The organism is Enterobacter cloacae complex sp. Mu1197 (assembly GCF_040059225.1).
GTDB classification, from domain to species: Bacteria; Pseudomonadota; Gammaproteobacteria; order Enterobacterales; family Enterobacteriaceae; genus Enterobacter; species Enterobacter quasiroggenkampii.
Genome location: NZ_CP157375.1, coordinates 2,415,034 through 2,429,417 on the forward strand (window position 1 = coordinate 2,415,034; position 14,384 = coordinate 2,429,417).

The window sequence follows — 14,384 nt, forward strand, 5'->3', positions numbered from 1 at the left end:
GCCTGACTTCTTTTTATGATGTGCGAAACGCTCCCGCCAGGCGGGAGCGTGATGGGTTAAAACCAGGTTTCCATCTGGACCCCAAAGTTCCATTCCCCGCCAGCGTTGAAGCCGCTGCTGCCAAAGGCATCATCGCTGGCGTAATGATCCAGTTTGCTGCTCCAGTCCATCCAGGTGGCAAACAGGCGCAGTTCGGGACGGCTGAAGAAATCGCCGATTTTGCTCGCTTTTAAGGTTGGCGCAAAGGTCAGCTTGTAGAAACTGCCGTTCACGGCGTTGCGATCCTTATAGCCTTCCGGGTTTAAATCCATGTACTGATAGCTGCCCTCAAACGCCAGCGCGAAATTCTGGGTGACCTCTTTGATCAGGCGGGTGTTGAGCGTTACCCACTCATAGCTATCGCCCTTGACGTAGCGATCTTTACTGCTTTGTGCCAGAACGGCGGGCGCAACGCTCCAGCCACCGCCGATCGGCGTGACACCGTAACTTGCGAAGCGCCAGGTATCCGCCTCTGACAGCAAGGCGCCATCGGAGCCGATGCTTTTCACCTCCGCACCCAGCCCGTGACCATACAGCAGTGCCGTTTTGGCGGTCCCTTCGCGCAGGCCGTAGAAGCTGTCATTATGCAAGCCCACCAGGGCATGAACGCCGTGATTGGCGGCATCCGTTTTGATGAGATCGCCGTTAGTGTCTTTACGGTCGTCGTTATCCTTTGCCCGCAGGCCGCTCACCATCAGCTGGAACGGGCCGGCGAAATGGTTCATGCTGAGGATATAGTTCTGAACGTTGTTGTCGGTCTGCTCCACGCTGCCGAAGTTGCGGCCGTAAATGGAGAAGTTGCTGCGCAGCGAATCGTTCCACTTCACGTCATAAACGCCGCCGCCGGTACCGGCCAGGAACACCACGTCGGAATCCAGCCAGTGGATGTCAAAGTTGTCGCGGTCAAAGCGCTTACCCGCCCAGAAGGTGCTGCCCTTCAGCGCGCCGGTAAAATCAGGCAGGTTGCCCAGCTCTGCGAAGGCCTGTCGAATATTGAGGTCGCTGGTATCGGCTGACCAGTCGTTATAGGTTCTCTGACCGTCGGCCAGCATCGCCTTGAAGCGCGTGGTCGCCCCGTTATCCAGGGTTTGCTTGTGCTCGAGGTTCAGCTCGACGTAGGTGTCGGCTTCGTTACCCAGACGCCCCACTGCACCGCCGGTTTCACCGGCTGGCGTCAGGTAAGGGCCGCTTTTGCTACTGGAGGCCGCATCGTTCATCAACAGGCCAGAGCGGGCATAGCCGTGGAACTCAAACCCGCCGGTCTGATCCGCCTTCTTCTCCAGCGCGGTGGTGCGCTGCGCCACCTCCTGGGTCGTCGTTTGCGCCTGCTGCTGAGCGGCAACCAGCTGCTGCGTTTTTTGTTCTGCTGCCGCGGCGCGTTTCTCAGCTACCTGCGCGCGCGTTTCCGCGTCCTGAAGGCGCTGCTCCATCGCGGCAAGACGCGCTTCAATACTGGACATATCCGTCTGGGCAAAAACAGAGGTACTTCCGGCCAGCATGCCTATCATCACGGCAAGTCTGCGTTTTTTATACATTTTGTCGCATCCCTAAAAGAAGTCATTAAACGTGCTAAATTGCTAAACCGGTTTAGGTTGCTGATACTAAACCTGTGAATTTTGGATCGGCAATCTTTTTTGCTAAACCGATTTAGTAAGTGTGATCGAGGCGACAATTCAGGCCGCCGGATGGCGGCCAGGAGAGGAGAAATTACAGGTCGTGCTGCCAGGGCAACGCGGTCATCGCCCCTTTGGCGGTGGTGGCCAGCGCGCCGCAGCGCTGAGCGAGCGCGATAACCGGAGGCAGCGCCTGACCGTCGGCCAGACCGTAGAGCAGCCCCGCCACAAAGGCGTCGCCCGCACCGGTCGTATCAACGCACTGCACAGGCGTTGCCGGATAGTGTTTCACAGTGCCTTCATGCCACGCGGTTACACCCGCTTTTCCCTGGGTAACCAGCACCAGACGCGCCGGGCAGCGCTGCATCAGCACCTCCAGACCGCCGTTGACCTCCGCGCTGCCGGTGAAAAAGGCCAACTCTTCTACCGAGAGTTTCACCACATCAGCGCTTTGCAGCGCCTGTTCAAGACAGCGGTGAAGTTCGTTCTCATCCGGCCAGAGATCCGGGCGAATATTGGGGTCGAAACTGACGTAACCGCCCGCCTCCCGGATGGCGGCCATCGCCTGAAATGTCGCAGTACGGCTCGGCTCGGCACTTAAGGCGATGGAGCAGACGTGCAGCCACTCCCCGGCGCTGAACGACGGCAGGTCGGCGGGTTCGAGAAACAGATCGGCGCTCGGGCGCACCATGAAGGTAAACGATCGCTCGCCGTGGTCGTCCAAATCGACCACCACCGTTGAGGTGCGGTGCGCCGGGTCAAGGCGCATCCACGTCACGTCAACCCGCTCGTCAGCGAGCGTTTTCGCCATAAAGCGCCCGAAAGGATCGTCGCCAACCCTGCCGATAAAGGCGCTCTGGCCGCCCAGTCGGGCAATACCGACCGCGACGTTCGCCGGCGCGCCGCCAGGACACTGCAGTAATCGACCTTCTCCATCGGGCAGCAAATCCACTACCGCATCGCCAAGTACCCAGATTTTCTTCATGTGATCCTCGTAGCTAAACTATGTTAAACCGTTTTAGCTATTTAAGCACAGGCCAGGCTAAGGGGAAATAACGGGAGGGAAATTTGACTTAACGCGCCAGATGCGGCCAGTGGATATCGCCGACGCCATTCAGCTGCGGCCGGGCAAACAGGAATCCCTGAAAGCGGCGGATCCCGGCAGATTCGAGCCAACACCACTCCTCAATTTTCTCGATACCTTCCGCCACCAGGGTGATTTCAAGATCGGAGCAGCAGCTGATGATGGAGCGCACAATCGCCTGTTTCGGGCCGCTCAGGTGGATATTGCTGACAATTTCCCGGTCGATTTTAATTTTATCTGGCTGGAACCGGGTCAGCAGCGAAAGTCCGGCATAGCCCGAGCCAAAATCATCGATCGCCAGTCCAATCCCCTCACCGCGAAGCTGCTTGATGGCACTGTTAAACTGGTTGAACCCGGAGATCATCTCGTTTTCAGTGACTTCAATGACTACCTGCTCCGGCTGAAGGCCATGTTTTTTAATCTGATCGACCAGAAATTCCACTGCGCCAGGGACATTCACCAGCGACATGGGCAGCAGGTTTACCGCGATTTTATGGCTGCCAATGCCCAGCTTTTCCGCCAGCGCAAAGGCATAGGCTTTTGTCTGGAGATCGACTTCATAGACGTTGTCTGGATTGACGGTGCTGAAGAAATGCTCCGGGCTGCCGCCGTCGTTGCCGCGGATAAGCGCCTCAAGGGAGCTGATCTTCCCTTCCGAGGGCTCGACAATAGGCTGCAGCGCAAACTGGCAGGTTTGCCCGGCAATCAGGCCCAGGTGTTCGCCAAAGGGTAGCGTTTCGGTCGAGAGCGTCCATTTGTCCGCGGTGTAGCGTGCCCCCGACGGGACCGGACGTTTACCGGTTATAAAGGTCTGAATAAATTTGAACACCCGATCGTCGGAGGTCAGATAGCTGTCCAGCTTGCTGTAGCGCAGCACCGACTGCAGCACCTCTTTCGGCGACTGCGTTTGCAGATCGAACAGCAGCATGCCGACGTTTTCGAAGCGTCTGCGCGGACCATAGTCCCGCAGCAGTTCTACCACCCCGCTGTGCCGCTTGTCCTCACGGATGGTATGGAAAAGTTTGACCACACTCTCTTCCGACCCTTCGAGGATCTGCTGAACCTCATTCCCATTAGCCAGGAGGACGCCGGTAATAGCCAGTTTTGTGTTGCGGCCCCTGGCGCGCTCCACCAGCTCCCGCAGTTCGGTGGACGGGCGGGATAAATTCAACTGGCTTCGGTAGATCAGAGTCGTCAGCACAAAAAGGGGTTCCAATGAGAAAGAGAGGTGCCTTGAAGCTACTATGTAACATACTTAATCAATGCGACCTAACATATTCACGCTACAGGGGAACGTTACTTTTTCTCGTCCCCGATCCGGCTGTTAATCCTCTCCTGCATAAAGTCGTAAAACGGGTTCGAGGTGACCCGCATAAGCGCCTCTTTTCCGACGCTTAATACGGACGTTTCTCCCCAGAGCGCAATCGTCCCCAGGCTGATACCGTAGCGGTTTTTCACCCCAGGTTCGCGACCATAGAGATCGTCATCCGGCGGGAACGGCACCGCAACGTGCGACAGGGAATAGACATCCTGCGGCCAGGACTGGGCAAGCGGCACCACCGTCTCCTGCGTTCTGCCTGCCGGGGTTATTTTCACCACCGTCGAGAAAGTGTGCTCGCTGGCATTGGTGATAATAGTGACACTGTAACGTCTCTGCGCGACCGGTAGCAGCGCCGTGGTGGCCGTCCAGGACGATGGTTTGAAGAGCGGACGGAAGCTCGCCGCCTGGTTGATATCGAACATCACCAGCTCGCTGCCGTTTGCCGGAAGCTGGTCAAACAGGCCACTGACCACCGCGCGGGTACTGACCGTGGAGTCCATCACCGACTGGAACGCCAGCACCGGCGGCAAATTCGCCAGCCTGTTTTCCCGCGCCGCGCGGCCAATCTGCTCCTGCAGGGCCTTCGTCAGCAGCCACGACTGGCGGGCGGCGTTCACCGGGAACGAATTGTATTTATACGGATTATATTCCGGGGAGATATTCAGCCAGGCCGCTTTGGCAAACGGCGGCAGCAGCGCCGGTAGCCCGGCGAAACCGGCGAACCGCGCAAAGGCCGTCACGCCAATCATCGGTGAGAGCAGGATCACCTGCTGCGGTTTACGCAGTGCAGGCGCGTCCAGCGCATCGAGGGCATATTTCATCGCCAGCGCCCCGCCGTTGGAGTAGCCCACCAGATGCAGAGGCACAGCCTCACCCGCCAGGCGCGTGGCTTCCCGTACGGCAAGGCGCGTGGCCGCCAGCCACATTTCCCAGTCCACGTCCGTCAGCGCACCGGGCGCGGTGCCATGGCCGGGAAGACGCGGGACCACGGCCACAAAGCCGTGCTGCTGATAGTTCACGGCAAGGCGCCTGACGCTGTATGGCGAATCCGTCAGCCCGTGCAGCAGCACCACCGCGCCGCGGGGCTTTCCGGCTGGCATCAGCACAAAGGAGCGGTTGGCATCGGGGGCAAACTGACCGGGCCACACCAGGCTCTGGCGGTAATAGCGGTTTAACGGGGTTTGTTCCTCGCCCGCTGTTTTCGCCGTCACCGCGTTATCCAGATCGCTGAAAATCGCCTTTTCCCGGGCGAGGTACCCGGCAAAATCGGCGTTATCCAGCTCGCGAACGGACATCTCATCTGCCCGCCAGGTGTGCCACAGGTGCAGTTCCGGCCCCTGCTGCGAGAGATACACCCGCACCGCCAGCAGGACGACCAGGACGATCCCCACGACCATTCCTGTTTTCTTTGCAAGCGCGATCAGGCGCACGCTGACTCGCCAGGGCAAATTCGCCATGAGGGATCCCTTTTATGTTCTCAGTGCTTCTATCTTATCAAAAATGTGAACAGGCTGACGTATTCACCAAATTCATACCTGTCCGGTCAGCCAGTGCACCAAAAGTGAACTACGCTGCACAAATGTTGATCATTGGTTAACCAAATATTGCATGAAGTTTACTGCGCAGCGGGTTTTCGCCCGCCTGTGAACATGGCACGCGTCATGCATTGTTAACCAGGTAACACAATTTCGGCCATTGACAGCCTGTTAACAGCGAGGCGGTATGACGACGAAACCTGAGATGTTGAGCCGTATCGAAGCGACCTTCAGCCAGCTTACCCCCAGCGAGAAGCGGGTCGGGAGCTGGCTGCTGGCGCACGCCGCGCAAATCCCGTTTGAAACGGCGGAGAGCGTCGGGCTGGCGAGCGGGACCAGCGGGATCACCGTCGGACGCTTTCTGCGCAAGCTGGGGTATCGCAACCTGGAGGATGCCAAAAAGAGCCTGCGCGATCCTTACCAGCCCTGGGGCATGAACGAGCGCCTCGACTCCTGGCAGCAGCAGCGCCCCCTGCCCAACCGCCTTCAGCACGCCCTGTCGCTGGAAGTGGACGCCATTACGCAGGTGTATCAGCTGGCGCAAACGGACGCTTTTCGTCAGGTGGTGCACCATCTGGCCCACGCGGACGCGGTCTTTGTGCTGGGGATCCAGTCCACGCGCGGGATCGCCAACGCCTTCTTCAGCCACCTTGAATACCTCCGCCCTCGGGTGAGCTACTCCGAAGGGGCATCCGGCAGCTGGGTAGAATCCCTGAACTCCGGGTTTGCGCACCCTTATGTCGTGCTGACCGATACGCGTACCTACTCCACAATGGCCCGACAGTACTGCCGCGTCGCCAGCGAGAAAGGCATTCCGCTGGCCTTAATCACCGATATCTGGTGCCCGTGGGCGCGGGATTATCCGATTGATTTACTGCAGGTGAAAACCGATACCGGTCATTTCTGGGATTCACTTGCCCCCGTGAGCTGTCTGTTCAACCTGCTGCTGTCGGGCGTGGTGGAAGCGCTGGGTGATGCGCTCCCGGCGCGCCTGGCAGTAAACCGACAATTACAACAAGAGTTTGGTCAATTCGAACGCTAAAGGAGCGGAGCTATGCCCGTAGAGAGTGAACTGATTGATGTGGCGAAGACGTTCCCCACGCTGCATATCGATCTGAAGTACGCCACCGCCGACAATATTACCGGCCGCCCGATTTACCAGGAGGCGCTGTGCCTGCTGCATACCGACGCGGCCACCGCGCTGGCAAAAGCCATCAGCATTGCCACGCTAGCCGGACTGAAGCTGGTGGTCTACGACGCCTATCGGCCGCAGCAGGCGCAGGCCCAGCTGTGGGAGGCCTGCCCGAACCCGGAATATGTTGTCGACGTGGCGATTGGCTCCAACCACAGTCGCGGCACGGCCATCGACGTGACCCTGATGGACGAGCATAACGCCGTGCTGGATATGGGCGCCGGTTTTGACGAAATGCATGACCGCTCGCATCCGTATCACCCTTCCGTGCCGCCCCACGCCCAGCGCAACCGTCTGCTGTTGAACGCCATCATGTTCGGCGGCGGTTTTGTCGGGATCGGCAGTGAATGGTGGCACTTCGAACTGCCGAACGCCGCCAGCTACCCGCTGCTTGATGACCGTTTTGCCTGTTTTCCCCTGACGCACACCCCTCTTTAAACCTGGAGCACTGCCATGAAAACATCGCTTCTCTCGACCGTCATTGCCGCCACGCTGGCCCTGAGTGCACCGCTGGCGCTGGCTGCCGTCCCGAAAGACATGCTGGTCATCGGTAAAGCCGCCGACCCGCAAACGCTCGACCCGGCCATCACCATTGATAACAACGACTGGACCGTCACCTATCCGTCCTACCAGCGTCTGGTCAAGTACAAGCCAGGCTCAACCGAGGTGGAAGGCGATCTGTCGACGGGCTGGAAAGCCTCCGACGACCAGAAAGAGTGGACCTTCACCCTGGCGGATAACGCCAAATTCTCCGACGGCACGCCGGTCACCGCCGAGGCGGTCAAACTCTCCTTTGAACGCCTGCTGAAGCTCAGCCAGGGGCCGTCTGAAGCCTTCCCAAAAGATCTGAAAATTGATGCCGTTGATGACCATACGGTGAAATTCACTCTCAGCCAGCCGTTCGCGCCTTTCCTCTACACCCTGGCGAACGACGGCGCCTCCATCATTAACCCGACGGTGCTGAAGGCCAATGCTGCGGACGACGCGCGCGGCTATCTGGCGCAAAACACCGCTGGCTCCGGGCCGTTTATGCTGAAGAGCTGGCAGAAAGGCCAGCAGCTGGTGCTGGTGCCAAACCCGCACTGGTCGGGCGACAAGCCGCACTTCAAGCGCGTCTCGGTGAAAATTATCGGTGAGAGCGCGTCGCGTCGTCTGCAGCTTTCCCGCGGTGACCTGGACATTGCCGACTCCCTGCCGGTCGATCAGCTGTCGGCCCTGAAGCAGGAAGGGAAAGTCGCCGTCGCCGAATACCCGTCTCTGCGCGTCACCTACCTCTACCTCAACAACAGCAAAGCGCCGCTCAATCAGGTCGATTTACGCCGCGCGGTCTCCTGGGCGACGGACTATCAGGGGATGGTGAAAGGCATTCTGAGCGGCAACGGCAAGCAGATGCGCGGCCCGATCCCGGAAGGCATGTGGGGATTTGACGCCACGGCAATGCAGTACAGCCTCGACGAGGCAAAAGCCAAAGCGGCCCTGGAGAAGGTTAAAGACAAGCCCGCCAGCCTGACCTTCCTCTACTCTGACAACGATCCGAACTGGGAGCCTATCGCGCTCTCAACGCAGGCCAGCCTTGGCAAGATCGGCATTAACGTCAAGCTGGAAAAACTGGCCAATGCCACCATGCGCGACCGCGTCGGCAAAGGCGATTACGACATTGCCATCGGCAACTGGAGTCCGGACTTTGCCGACCCGTACATGTTCATGAACTACTGGTTCGAATCGGACAAAAAAGGGCTGCCGGGCAACCGCTCGTTCTATGAGAACAAAGAGGTCGATTCCCTGCTGCAGGCCGCGCTGAAAACCACGGACCAGGCGGAACGCACCAAAGATTACCAGCAGGCGCAGAAGGTAGTCATCGACGAGGCGGCCTACGTTTATCTGTTTCAGAAGAACTACCAGCTGGCGATGAACAAAGAGGTCAAAGGCTTCACCTTTAATCCGATGCTCGAGCAGGTGTTTAACATCGCCACCATGAGCAAGTAACCGTTTCGCCGGGGGAAAGTGTATGACGTTCTGGAGCATCGTGCGCCAGCGCTGCTGGGGGTTACTCCTGGTGGTGGCCGGTGTCTGTATTATCACTTTTATTATTTCGCACCTGATCCCCGGCGATCCGGCCCGTCTGCTGGCCGGCGACCGCGCCAGCGACGACATCGTGCAGAACATTCGCCAGCAGCTGGGGCTGGATCAGCCTCTGTACGTTCAGTTTGGCCGCTACGTGGACGCCCTGGCCCACGGTGATTTAGGCACCTCCATCCGGACCGGCCGTCCGGTTGCGGAAGACCTGAAGGCTTTTTTCCCCGCCACGCTGGAGCTGGCCTTTTGTTCCTTGCTGCTGGCGCTGGTCATCGGCGTGCCGCTGGGAATTTTGTCGGCGGTGTACCGCAACCGCTGGCTGGATCACCTGGTGCGTTTAATGGCGATGACCGGGATCTCCACCCCGGCCTTCTGGCTTGGGCTGGGCGTCATTGTGCTGTTCTATGGGCACCTGCAGATCCTGCCGGGCGGCGGCAGGCTGGACGACTGGCTCGACCCACCTGCCCACGTCACCGGCTTTTATCTGCTGGATGCCCTGCTGGAAGGTAACGGAGAGGTCTTTTTCAATGCGCTGCAGCACCTGATTTTGCCCTCGCTGACGCTGGCGTTTGTTCACCTGGGCATCGTGGCGCGTCAGGTCCGTTCCGCGATGCTGGAGCAGCTTAGCGAAGACTACATTCGCACGGCCCGCGCCAGCGGCCTGCCCGGCTGGTATATCGTCCTGCGCTACGCCCTGCCAAATGCGATGATCCCATCGATTACCGTGCTCGGGCTGGCGCTGGGCGATCTGCTGTACGGCGCCGTGCTGACCGAAACCGTCTTTGCCTGGCCGGGCATGGGGGCCTGGGTGGTGACGTCCATTCAGGCGCTCGATTTCCCTGCCGTGATGGGCTTTGCCGTCGTTGTTTCGCTGGCCTACGTGCTGGTTAATCTGGTGGTCGATCTGCTTTACCTGTGGATTGACCCGCGAATTGGGCGCGGAGGTGCCGAATGATGTTAACGCAGGAAACGCCCGTCCCGGTTAAACCCGTCAGACAACGCATCAACTGGGCAAAGCTGTTCTGGATGCTGCGTCAAAGCCCGCTCACGATCGTTGGCGGCGTCATTATGCTTGTGATGCTTTTCATTATGGTGGCCGCACCGTGGATCGTGCCGCACGACCCGAACGCGCTGGATCTGACCGCGCGCCTGCAGGCGCCATCTGCGCAGCACTGGTTTGGTACCGACGAGGTGGGCCGCGATCTGTTCAGCCGCGTGCTGGCGGGCAGCCAGCAGTCCATTACCGCCGGACTGGCGGTGGTGGTGATTGCGGGCGGCATCGGTTCGCTGCTGGGCTGTCTGTCCGGCGTGCTGGGCGGGCGCGGCGACGCCGTCATCATGCGGGTGATGGACATTATGCTCTCGATACCTTCCCTGGTGCTGACCATGGCGCTGGCCGCCGCGCTCGGGCCGAGCCTGTTTAACGCCATGCTGGCGATTGCGATTGTCCGCATTCCGTTTTACGTCCGCCTGGCACGCGGCCAAACCCTGGTGGTGCGCCAGTTTACCTACGTGCAGGCCGCCCGCACCTTTGGCGCCTCCCGCTGGCATTTGATCCGCTGGCATATCCTGCGCAACGCCCTGCCGCCGCTGATCGTGCAGGCGTCGCTGGACATCGGCAGCGCCATCCTGATGGCCGCCACGCTGGGGTTTATTGGCCTGGGGGCGCAGCAGCCGACCGCCGAATGGGGCGCGATGGTGGCCGTCGGCCGTAACTACGTTCTGGACCAGTGGTGGTACTGCGCGTTTCCCGGTGCGGCGATTTTGATAACCGCCGTGGGCTTTAACCTGTTTGGCGACGGTATCCGCGATCTGCTGGATCCGAAGTCAGGAGGTAAACAGTGATGACCGACCCGGTACTCAAGATTGAAGACCTGCATCTGAGCTTCCCGATTTTTCGCGGCGAGGTCCACGCGCTGAACCACGTCTCGCTGGAGATCGGCAGGGGTGAAATTGTCGGCGTGGTGGGCGAATCCGGTTCAGGTAAATCGGTGACCGCCATGCTCGCCATGCGGCTGCTGCCGGAAGGCAGCTACCGCATTCATCATGGTCAGGTGAAATTACTCGGCGAAAACGTCCTGACGGCGTCCGAGAAACAGCTTCGCCAGTGGCGCGGCGCAAAGGTCGCGATGATTTTTCAGGAGCCCATGACCGCCCTCAACCCGACGCGGCGAATTGGCAAACAGATGGTCGAGGTGATCCGCCAGCATCAGCCGCTTTCCCGGCATGAGGCGCAGCAGAAGGCGATTACCCTGCTGGAAGAGATGCAAATCCCGGATGCGAAAGCGGTCATGGCGCGCTATCCGTTTGAGCTATCCGGCGGGATGCGTCAGCGGGTAATGATCGCCCTTGCCTTCTCCTGCGAGCCGGAGCTGATTATCGCCGACGAACCGACCACCGCGCTGGACGTCACCGTTCAGCTGCAGGTGCTGCGCCTGCTGAAGCACAAGGCACGAGCCAGCGGCACCTCGGTGCTGTTTATCAGCCACGATATGGCCGTGGTGTCCCAGCTCTGCGACAGAATGTACGTGATGTATGCGGGCAGCGTGATCGAGAGCGGTGCCACGCAAACGCTGATCCACCAGCCTGTACATCCCTATTCCATTGGCCTGCTGCAGTGCGCGCCGGAAAACGGCCAACCGCGCGCCCCGCTTCCCGCCATTCCCGGCACGGTCCCCAACCTTAGCCAGCTTCCGCAGGGATGCGCGTTCCGCGAGCGCTGCTTTGCCGCCGGGGCGAAATGCAGCGAAACGCCGCGCTTACAGCCCCATGGCGCAGAGGGCCAACAGGCTGCCTGCTGGTATCCACAACGGGAGAAAGCCCATGTCTGATGTACTGCTGGAACTGGATAGCGTGCACGTCAATTTTGCGGCACGTAAAAACTGGCTGGGCCGCGTGACGGAACAGGTGCATGCCCTCAACGGGCTCGACCTTGAGATCCGTCGGGGAGAGACGCTTGGCATTGTCGGGGAGTCCGGCTGCGGGAAAAGCACGCTGGCCCAGCTGCTGATGGGCATGCTTAAGCCCAGCACCGGCGCCTGCCAGCGGGCGCACCATGCGGGAGGCATGCAGATGGTGTTTCAGGATCCGCTCTCTTCGCTCGACCCGCGCCTGCCGGTCTGGCGCATTATCACCGAGCCGGTGTGGGTACAAAAGCGCAGCAGCGAGCGCGAACGCCGTCAACTGGCTGAAAACCTGGCGCTACAGGTGGGCATTCGCCCGGAGTATCTCGACCGGCTTCCGCACGCCTTCTCCGGCGGGCAGCGCCAGCGCATTGCTATCGCCCGGGCGCTCTCGTCCGATCCGGATATCATCGTGCTCGATGAACCCACCAGCGCGCTGGATATCTCCGTGCAGGCGCAGATCCTCAACCTGCTGGTGACCCTGCAACAGCAGCGTAATCTGACCTACGTGTTGATCTCACATAACGTCTCGGTGGTCAGGCACATGAGCGACCGCGTGGCGGTGATGTACCTTGGGCAGATTGTGGAGCTGGGCAGCGCCGCTCAGGTGCTTGGGGAGCCGCGTCATCCTTACACCCGTCTGCTGCTCGATTCGGTTCCCCGCACCGGTGAACCGCTGGATGAGACGCTGGCCTTACGCAAAACGGAGCTTCCCGGCAACCGTCATCTGCCCGAAGGCTGTTTTTTCCGTGACCGATGCCCGATGGCCGCGCAGGGGTGCGAACGTCCTCAGCCGTTACAGCCCTCTCGCGAGGGCCGTGATGTCCGCTGCTGGCGCAGTCTGGGTTAAATTTGCGCCATCCCACCGTCCACGAACAGCTCGGTGGCGTTAATAAAGCTGGCCGCGTCGGAGGCCAGAAACGCCACCGCTTTACCCACCTCACCCGGCGCGCCTAAACGGCCGAGCGGCACCTGTGCGGCCAGCGCGTCGTACAGCCCCTGACGATGTTCTTCCGGCACCAGATCGCCGAGGCCAGGGGTTTTGATCGGGCCCGGGCTGACCACGTTGACGCGGATCCCACGGCCCTGCAAATCCAGCGCCCAGGAGCGAGCAAAGTTGCGCACGGCGGCCTTGCTGGCGCTGTAGACGCTAAAGTTTGCCGTCCCCTTAATGGACACCGTCGAGCCGGTCAGAATAATCGAGGAGCCGGCGGACAGCAGCGGCAGCGCCTTCTGTACCGTAAACAGCACCCCGCGGACGTTGGTGCCGAAAATCCGGTCAAACTGCTCTTCGGTTATCGCGCCCAGCGGCAGCATATCGCCGCCACCCGCATTGGCGAACAGAATATCGAGGCGGCCTTCTTCTTTGGCTATCCGGGCATAGACCTCGTCCAGGTCCGCCAGTTTTGACACGTCAGCGCGAATGCCCACTGCCGTTGAAGCGATTTCAGCCACCGCCGCGTCCAGCTCGGCCTGACGTCGTCCGGTGATGTACACCTTCGCGCCTTGTGCCGCAAGCTCCTGCGCCGTGGCAAGACCGATGCCGGTGCTGCCGCCGGTGACCAGTGCGATTTTTCCTGAGAGAGTCGTGTTCATGTCATTTACCTTTTGTTGGGTTTGCGTTGAACAAACTTTAGCCCTTGCGGGATTAGTGAAAAACCGGCAAAAATGAAAATGACTATTCACCCACAGAAATAATCAGGGGAGCCTAATGGACCAGCTAATGGCGATGCGCGCGTTTACCCGGGTGGTGGAAACCGGCAGCTTTACCCGCGCGGCGGACTCGCTGAACATGCCCATCGCCACCCTGAGCAAGCTGGTGAAATCGCTTGAGGCGCATCTTGAAATACGTCTCCTGCACCGGACGACTCGCCGGGTGGTCGCGACGCCGGAAGGGGCGGATTACTATGAAAAAGCGCTCAGAGTCTTGATAGATATCGAAGATATCGACACCGCGTTTCGCGTTTCCCGCGCGACGCCCAAAGGGCATTTGCAGGTTGACGTGGGCGGCTCCACCGCTCGGGACGTGCTTATTCCCCTGCTGCCGGATTTTATGCAGCGTTATCCGGAAATCCGCATCGATCTTGGGGTAGCCGATCGTCCGGTGGATCTTATCAGCGGTAAGGTAGACTGCGTCATCCGCGGCGGCCCGCTGAACGACTCGACCCTCATCGCCCGCCATATTGGCAACGCCGAAATGGTCACCTGCGCGACGCCGGGTTACCTGAAAAACCATGGCGTTCCGGCCTATCCGCAGGAGCTGTGCAACGGCCACAAGCTCATTAGCTACCTCTCGCCCGTCACCGGGCGGGCATTTTCGTTTCGGTTCAGAGAGAACGGCGAGACGCTGGAAATCAATATTCAGCATTATCTCGGCGTGAACGAAAGTAATGCCCATCTGGCGGCTGCCGCAGCGGGATTGGGGATCGTTCAGACGTTTGAGTATTCGGCAAATGCGTATTTACAGGCGGGTACGCTGACGGCGATCCTGAGCGACTGGCGCCCTGCCGCCTATCCGTTTCATGTGGTTTACCCTCAGAACCGGCATCTGACGCACCGTCTTAAGGTGTTTATTGCGTGGCTGGCGGAGGTTTTTCCCGCCGCACTGAAGGGATAGCCGG

General features: G+C 59.9%; 13 protein-coding genes. 8 read left to right on the plus strand and 5 right to left on the minus strand.

Translation table 11 applies throughout. The features are described 5' to 3' along the window. Window positions 1-56: 56 nt before the first annotated feature. The 4 genes from ABFV38_RS11455 to ABFV38_RS11470 form a co-directional block, all read right to left on the minus strand. A complete protein-coding gene (locus ABFV38_RS11455) occupies window positions 57-1,574 on the minus strand; it encodes a carbohydrate porin (RefSeq protein ID WP_045908770.1) in 1,518 nt (505 codons plus the stop codon). 172 nt (window positions 1,575-1,746) lie between these two features. Then, window positions 1,747-2,637: an aminoimidazole riboside kinase gene (locus ABFV38_RS11460; RefSeq protein ID WP_348957275.1), complete on the minus strand. Its 891-nt coding sequence runs from the start codon at window positions 2,635-2,637 to the stop codon at window positions 1,747-1,749. An 88-nt stretch (window positions 2,638-2,725) separates the two neighbouring features. Next, window positions 2,726-3,937, minus strand: coding sequence for a diguanylate phosphodiesterase (locus ABFV38_RS11465; protein ID WP_348957276.1), 1,212 nt, complete (start codon window positions 3,935-3,937; stop codon window positions 2,726-2,728). A gap of 95 nt (window positions 3,938-4,032) precedes the next feature. After that, the gene (locus ABFV38_RS11470) at window positions 4,033-5,514 is read right to left on the minus strand and encodes an alpha/beta hydrolase (RefSeq protein ID WP_348957277.1); all 1,482 of its coding nucleotides are present in this window, start codon (window positions 5,512-5,514) and stop codon (window positions 4,033-4,035) included. A gap of 265 nt (window positions 5,515-5,779) precedes the next feature. Here ABFV38_RS11470 and ABFV38_RS11475 point away from each other — a divergent pair, with 265 nt between their 5' ends. Genes ABFV38_RS11475 through ABFV38_RS11505 form a run of 7 tightly spaced genes read left to right on the plus strand, consistent with a single transcriptional unit; the run spans window position 5,780 to window position 12,613 of the window. After that, the gene (locus tag ABFV38_RS11475) at window positions 5,780-6,634 is read left to right on the plus strand and encodes a MurR/RpiR family transcriptional regulator (RefSeq protein WP_045410261.1); all 855 of its coding nucleotides are present in this window, start codon (window positions 5,780-5,782) and stop codon (window positions 6,632-6,634) included. A gap of 12 nt (window positions 6,635-6,646) precedes the next feature. Then, a complete protein-coding gene (gene ddpX, locus ABFV38_RS11480; protein WP_025911023.1) occupies window positions 6,647-7,222 on the plus strand; it encodes a D-alanyl-D-alanine dipeptidase in 576 nt (191 codons plus the stop codon). A gap of 15 nt (window positions 7,223-7,237) precedes the next feature. Beyond that, a complete protein-coding gene (locus ABFV38_RS11485) occupies window positions 7,238-8,770 on the plus strand; it encodes an ABC transporter substrate-binding protein (RefSeq protein WP_348957278.1) in 1,533 nt (510 codons plus the stop codon). A 22-nt stretch (window positions 8,771-8,792) separates the two neighbouring features. Continuing rightward, window positions 8,793-9,815 carry an ABC transporter permease gene (locus ABFV38_RS11490; protein ID WP_023327529.1) on the plus strand — a complete coding sequence of 341 codons (1,023 nt, stop codon included), beginning with the start codon at window positions 8,793-8,795 and terminating at the stop codon, window positions 9,813-9,815. Beyond that, complete coding sequence (ddpC, locus tag ABFV38_RS11495; protein ID WP_045908776.1) at window positions 9,812-10,705, plus strand: D,D-dipeptide ABC transporter permease; 894 nt, start codon at window positions 9,812-9,814, stop codon at window positions 10,703-10,705. The genes ABFV38_RS11490 and ddpC overlap by 4 nt, the downstream gene beginning before the upstream one ends. Beyond that, window positions 10,705-11,691: an ABC transporter ATP-binding protein gene (locus tag ABFV38_RS11500; protein WP_167210803.1), complete on the plus strand. Its 987-nt coding sequence runs from the start codon at window positions 10,705-10,707 to the stop codon at window positions 11,689-11,691. Before ddpC ends, ABFV38_RS11500 begins: the two co-directional genes overlap by 1 nt. Next, on the plus strand, window positions 11,684-12,613 hold the full coding sequence (locus tag ABFV38_RS11505) for an ABC transporter ATP-binding protein (RefSeq protein ID WP_045908778.1): 930 nt from the start codon (window positions 11,684-11,686) through the stop codon (window positions 12,611-12,613). Before ABFV38_RS11500 ends, ABFV38_RS11505 begins: the two co-directional genes overlap by 8 nt. Here ABFV38_RS11505 and ABFV38_RS11510 read toward each other — a convergent pair. Beyond that, window positions 12,610-13,359, minus strand: a complete 750-nt coding sequence (locus ABFV38_RS11510) for an SDR family oxidoreductase (RefSeq protein ID WP_008501706.1) — start codon at window positions 13,357-13,359, stop codon at window positions 12,610-12,612. The two genes, ABFV38_RS11505 and ABFV38_RS11510, sit on opposite strands and share 4 nt — an antisense overlap. Before the next feature lie 115 nt (window positions 13,360-13,474). Between ABFV38_RS11510 and ABFV38_RS11515 the strand changes: the two genes are divergently transcribed. Next, a complete protein-coding gene (locus tag ABFV38_RS11515) occupies window positions 13,475-14,380 on the plus strand; it encodes a LysR family transcriptional regulator (RefSeq protein WP_348957279.1) in 906 nt (301 codons plus the stop codon). Window positions 14,381-14,384: the final 4 nt, after the last annotated feature.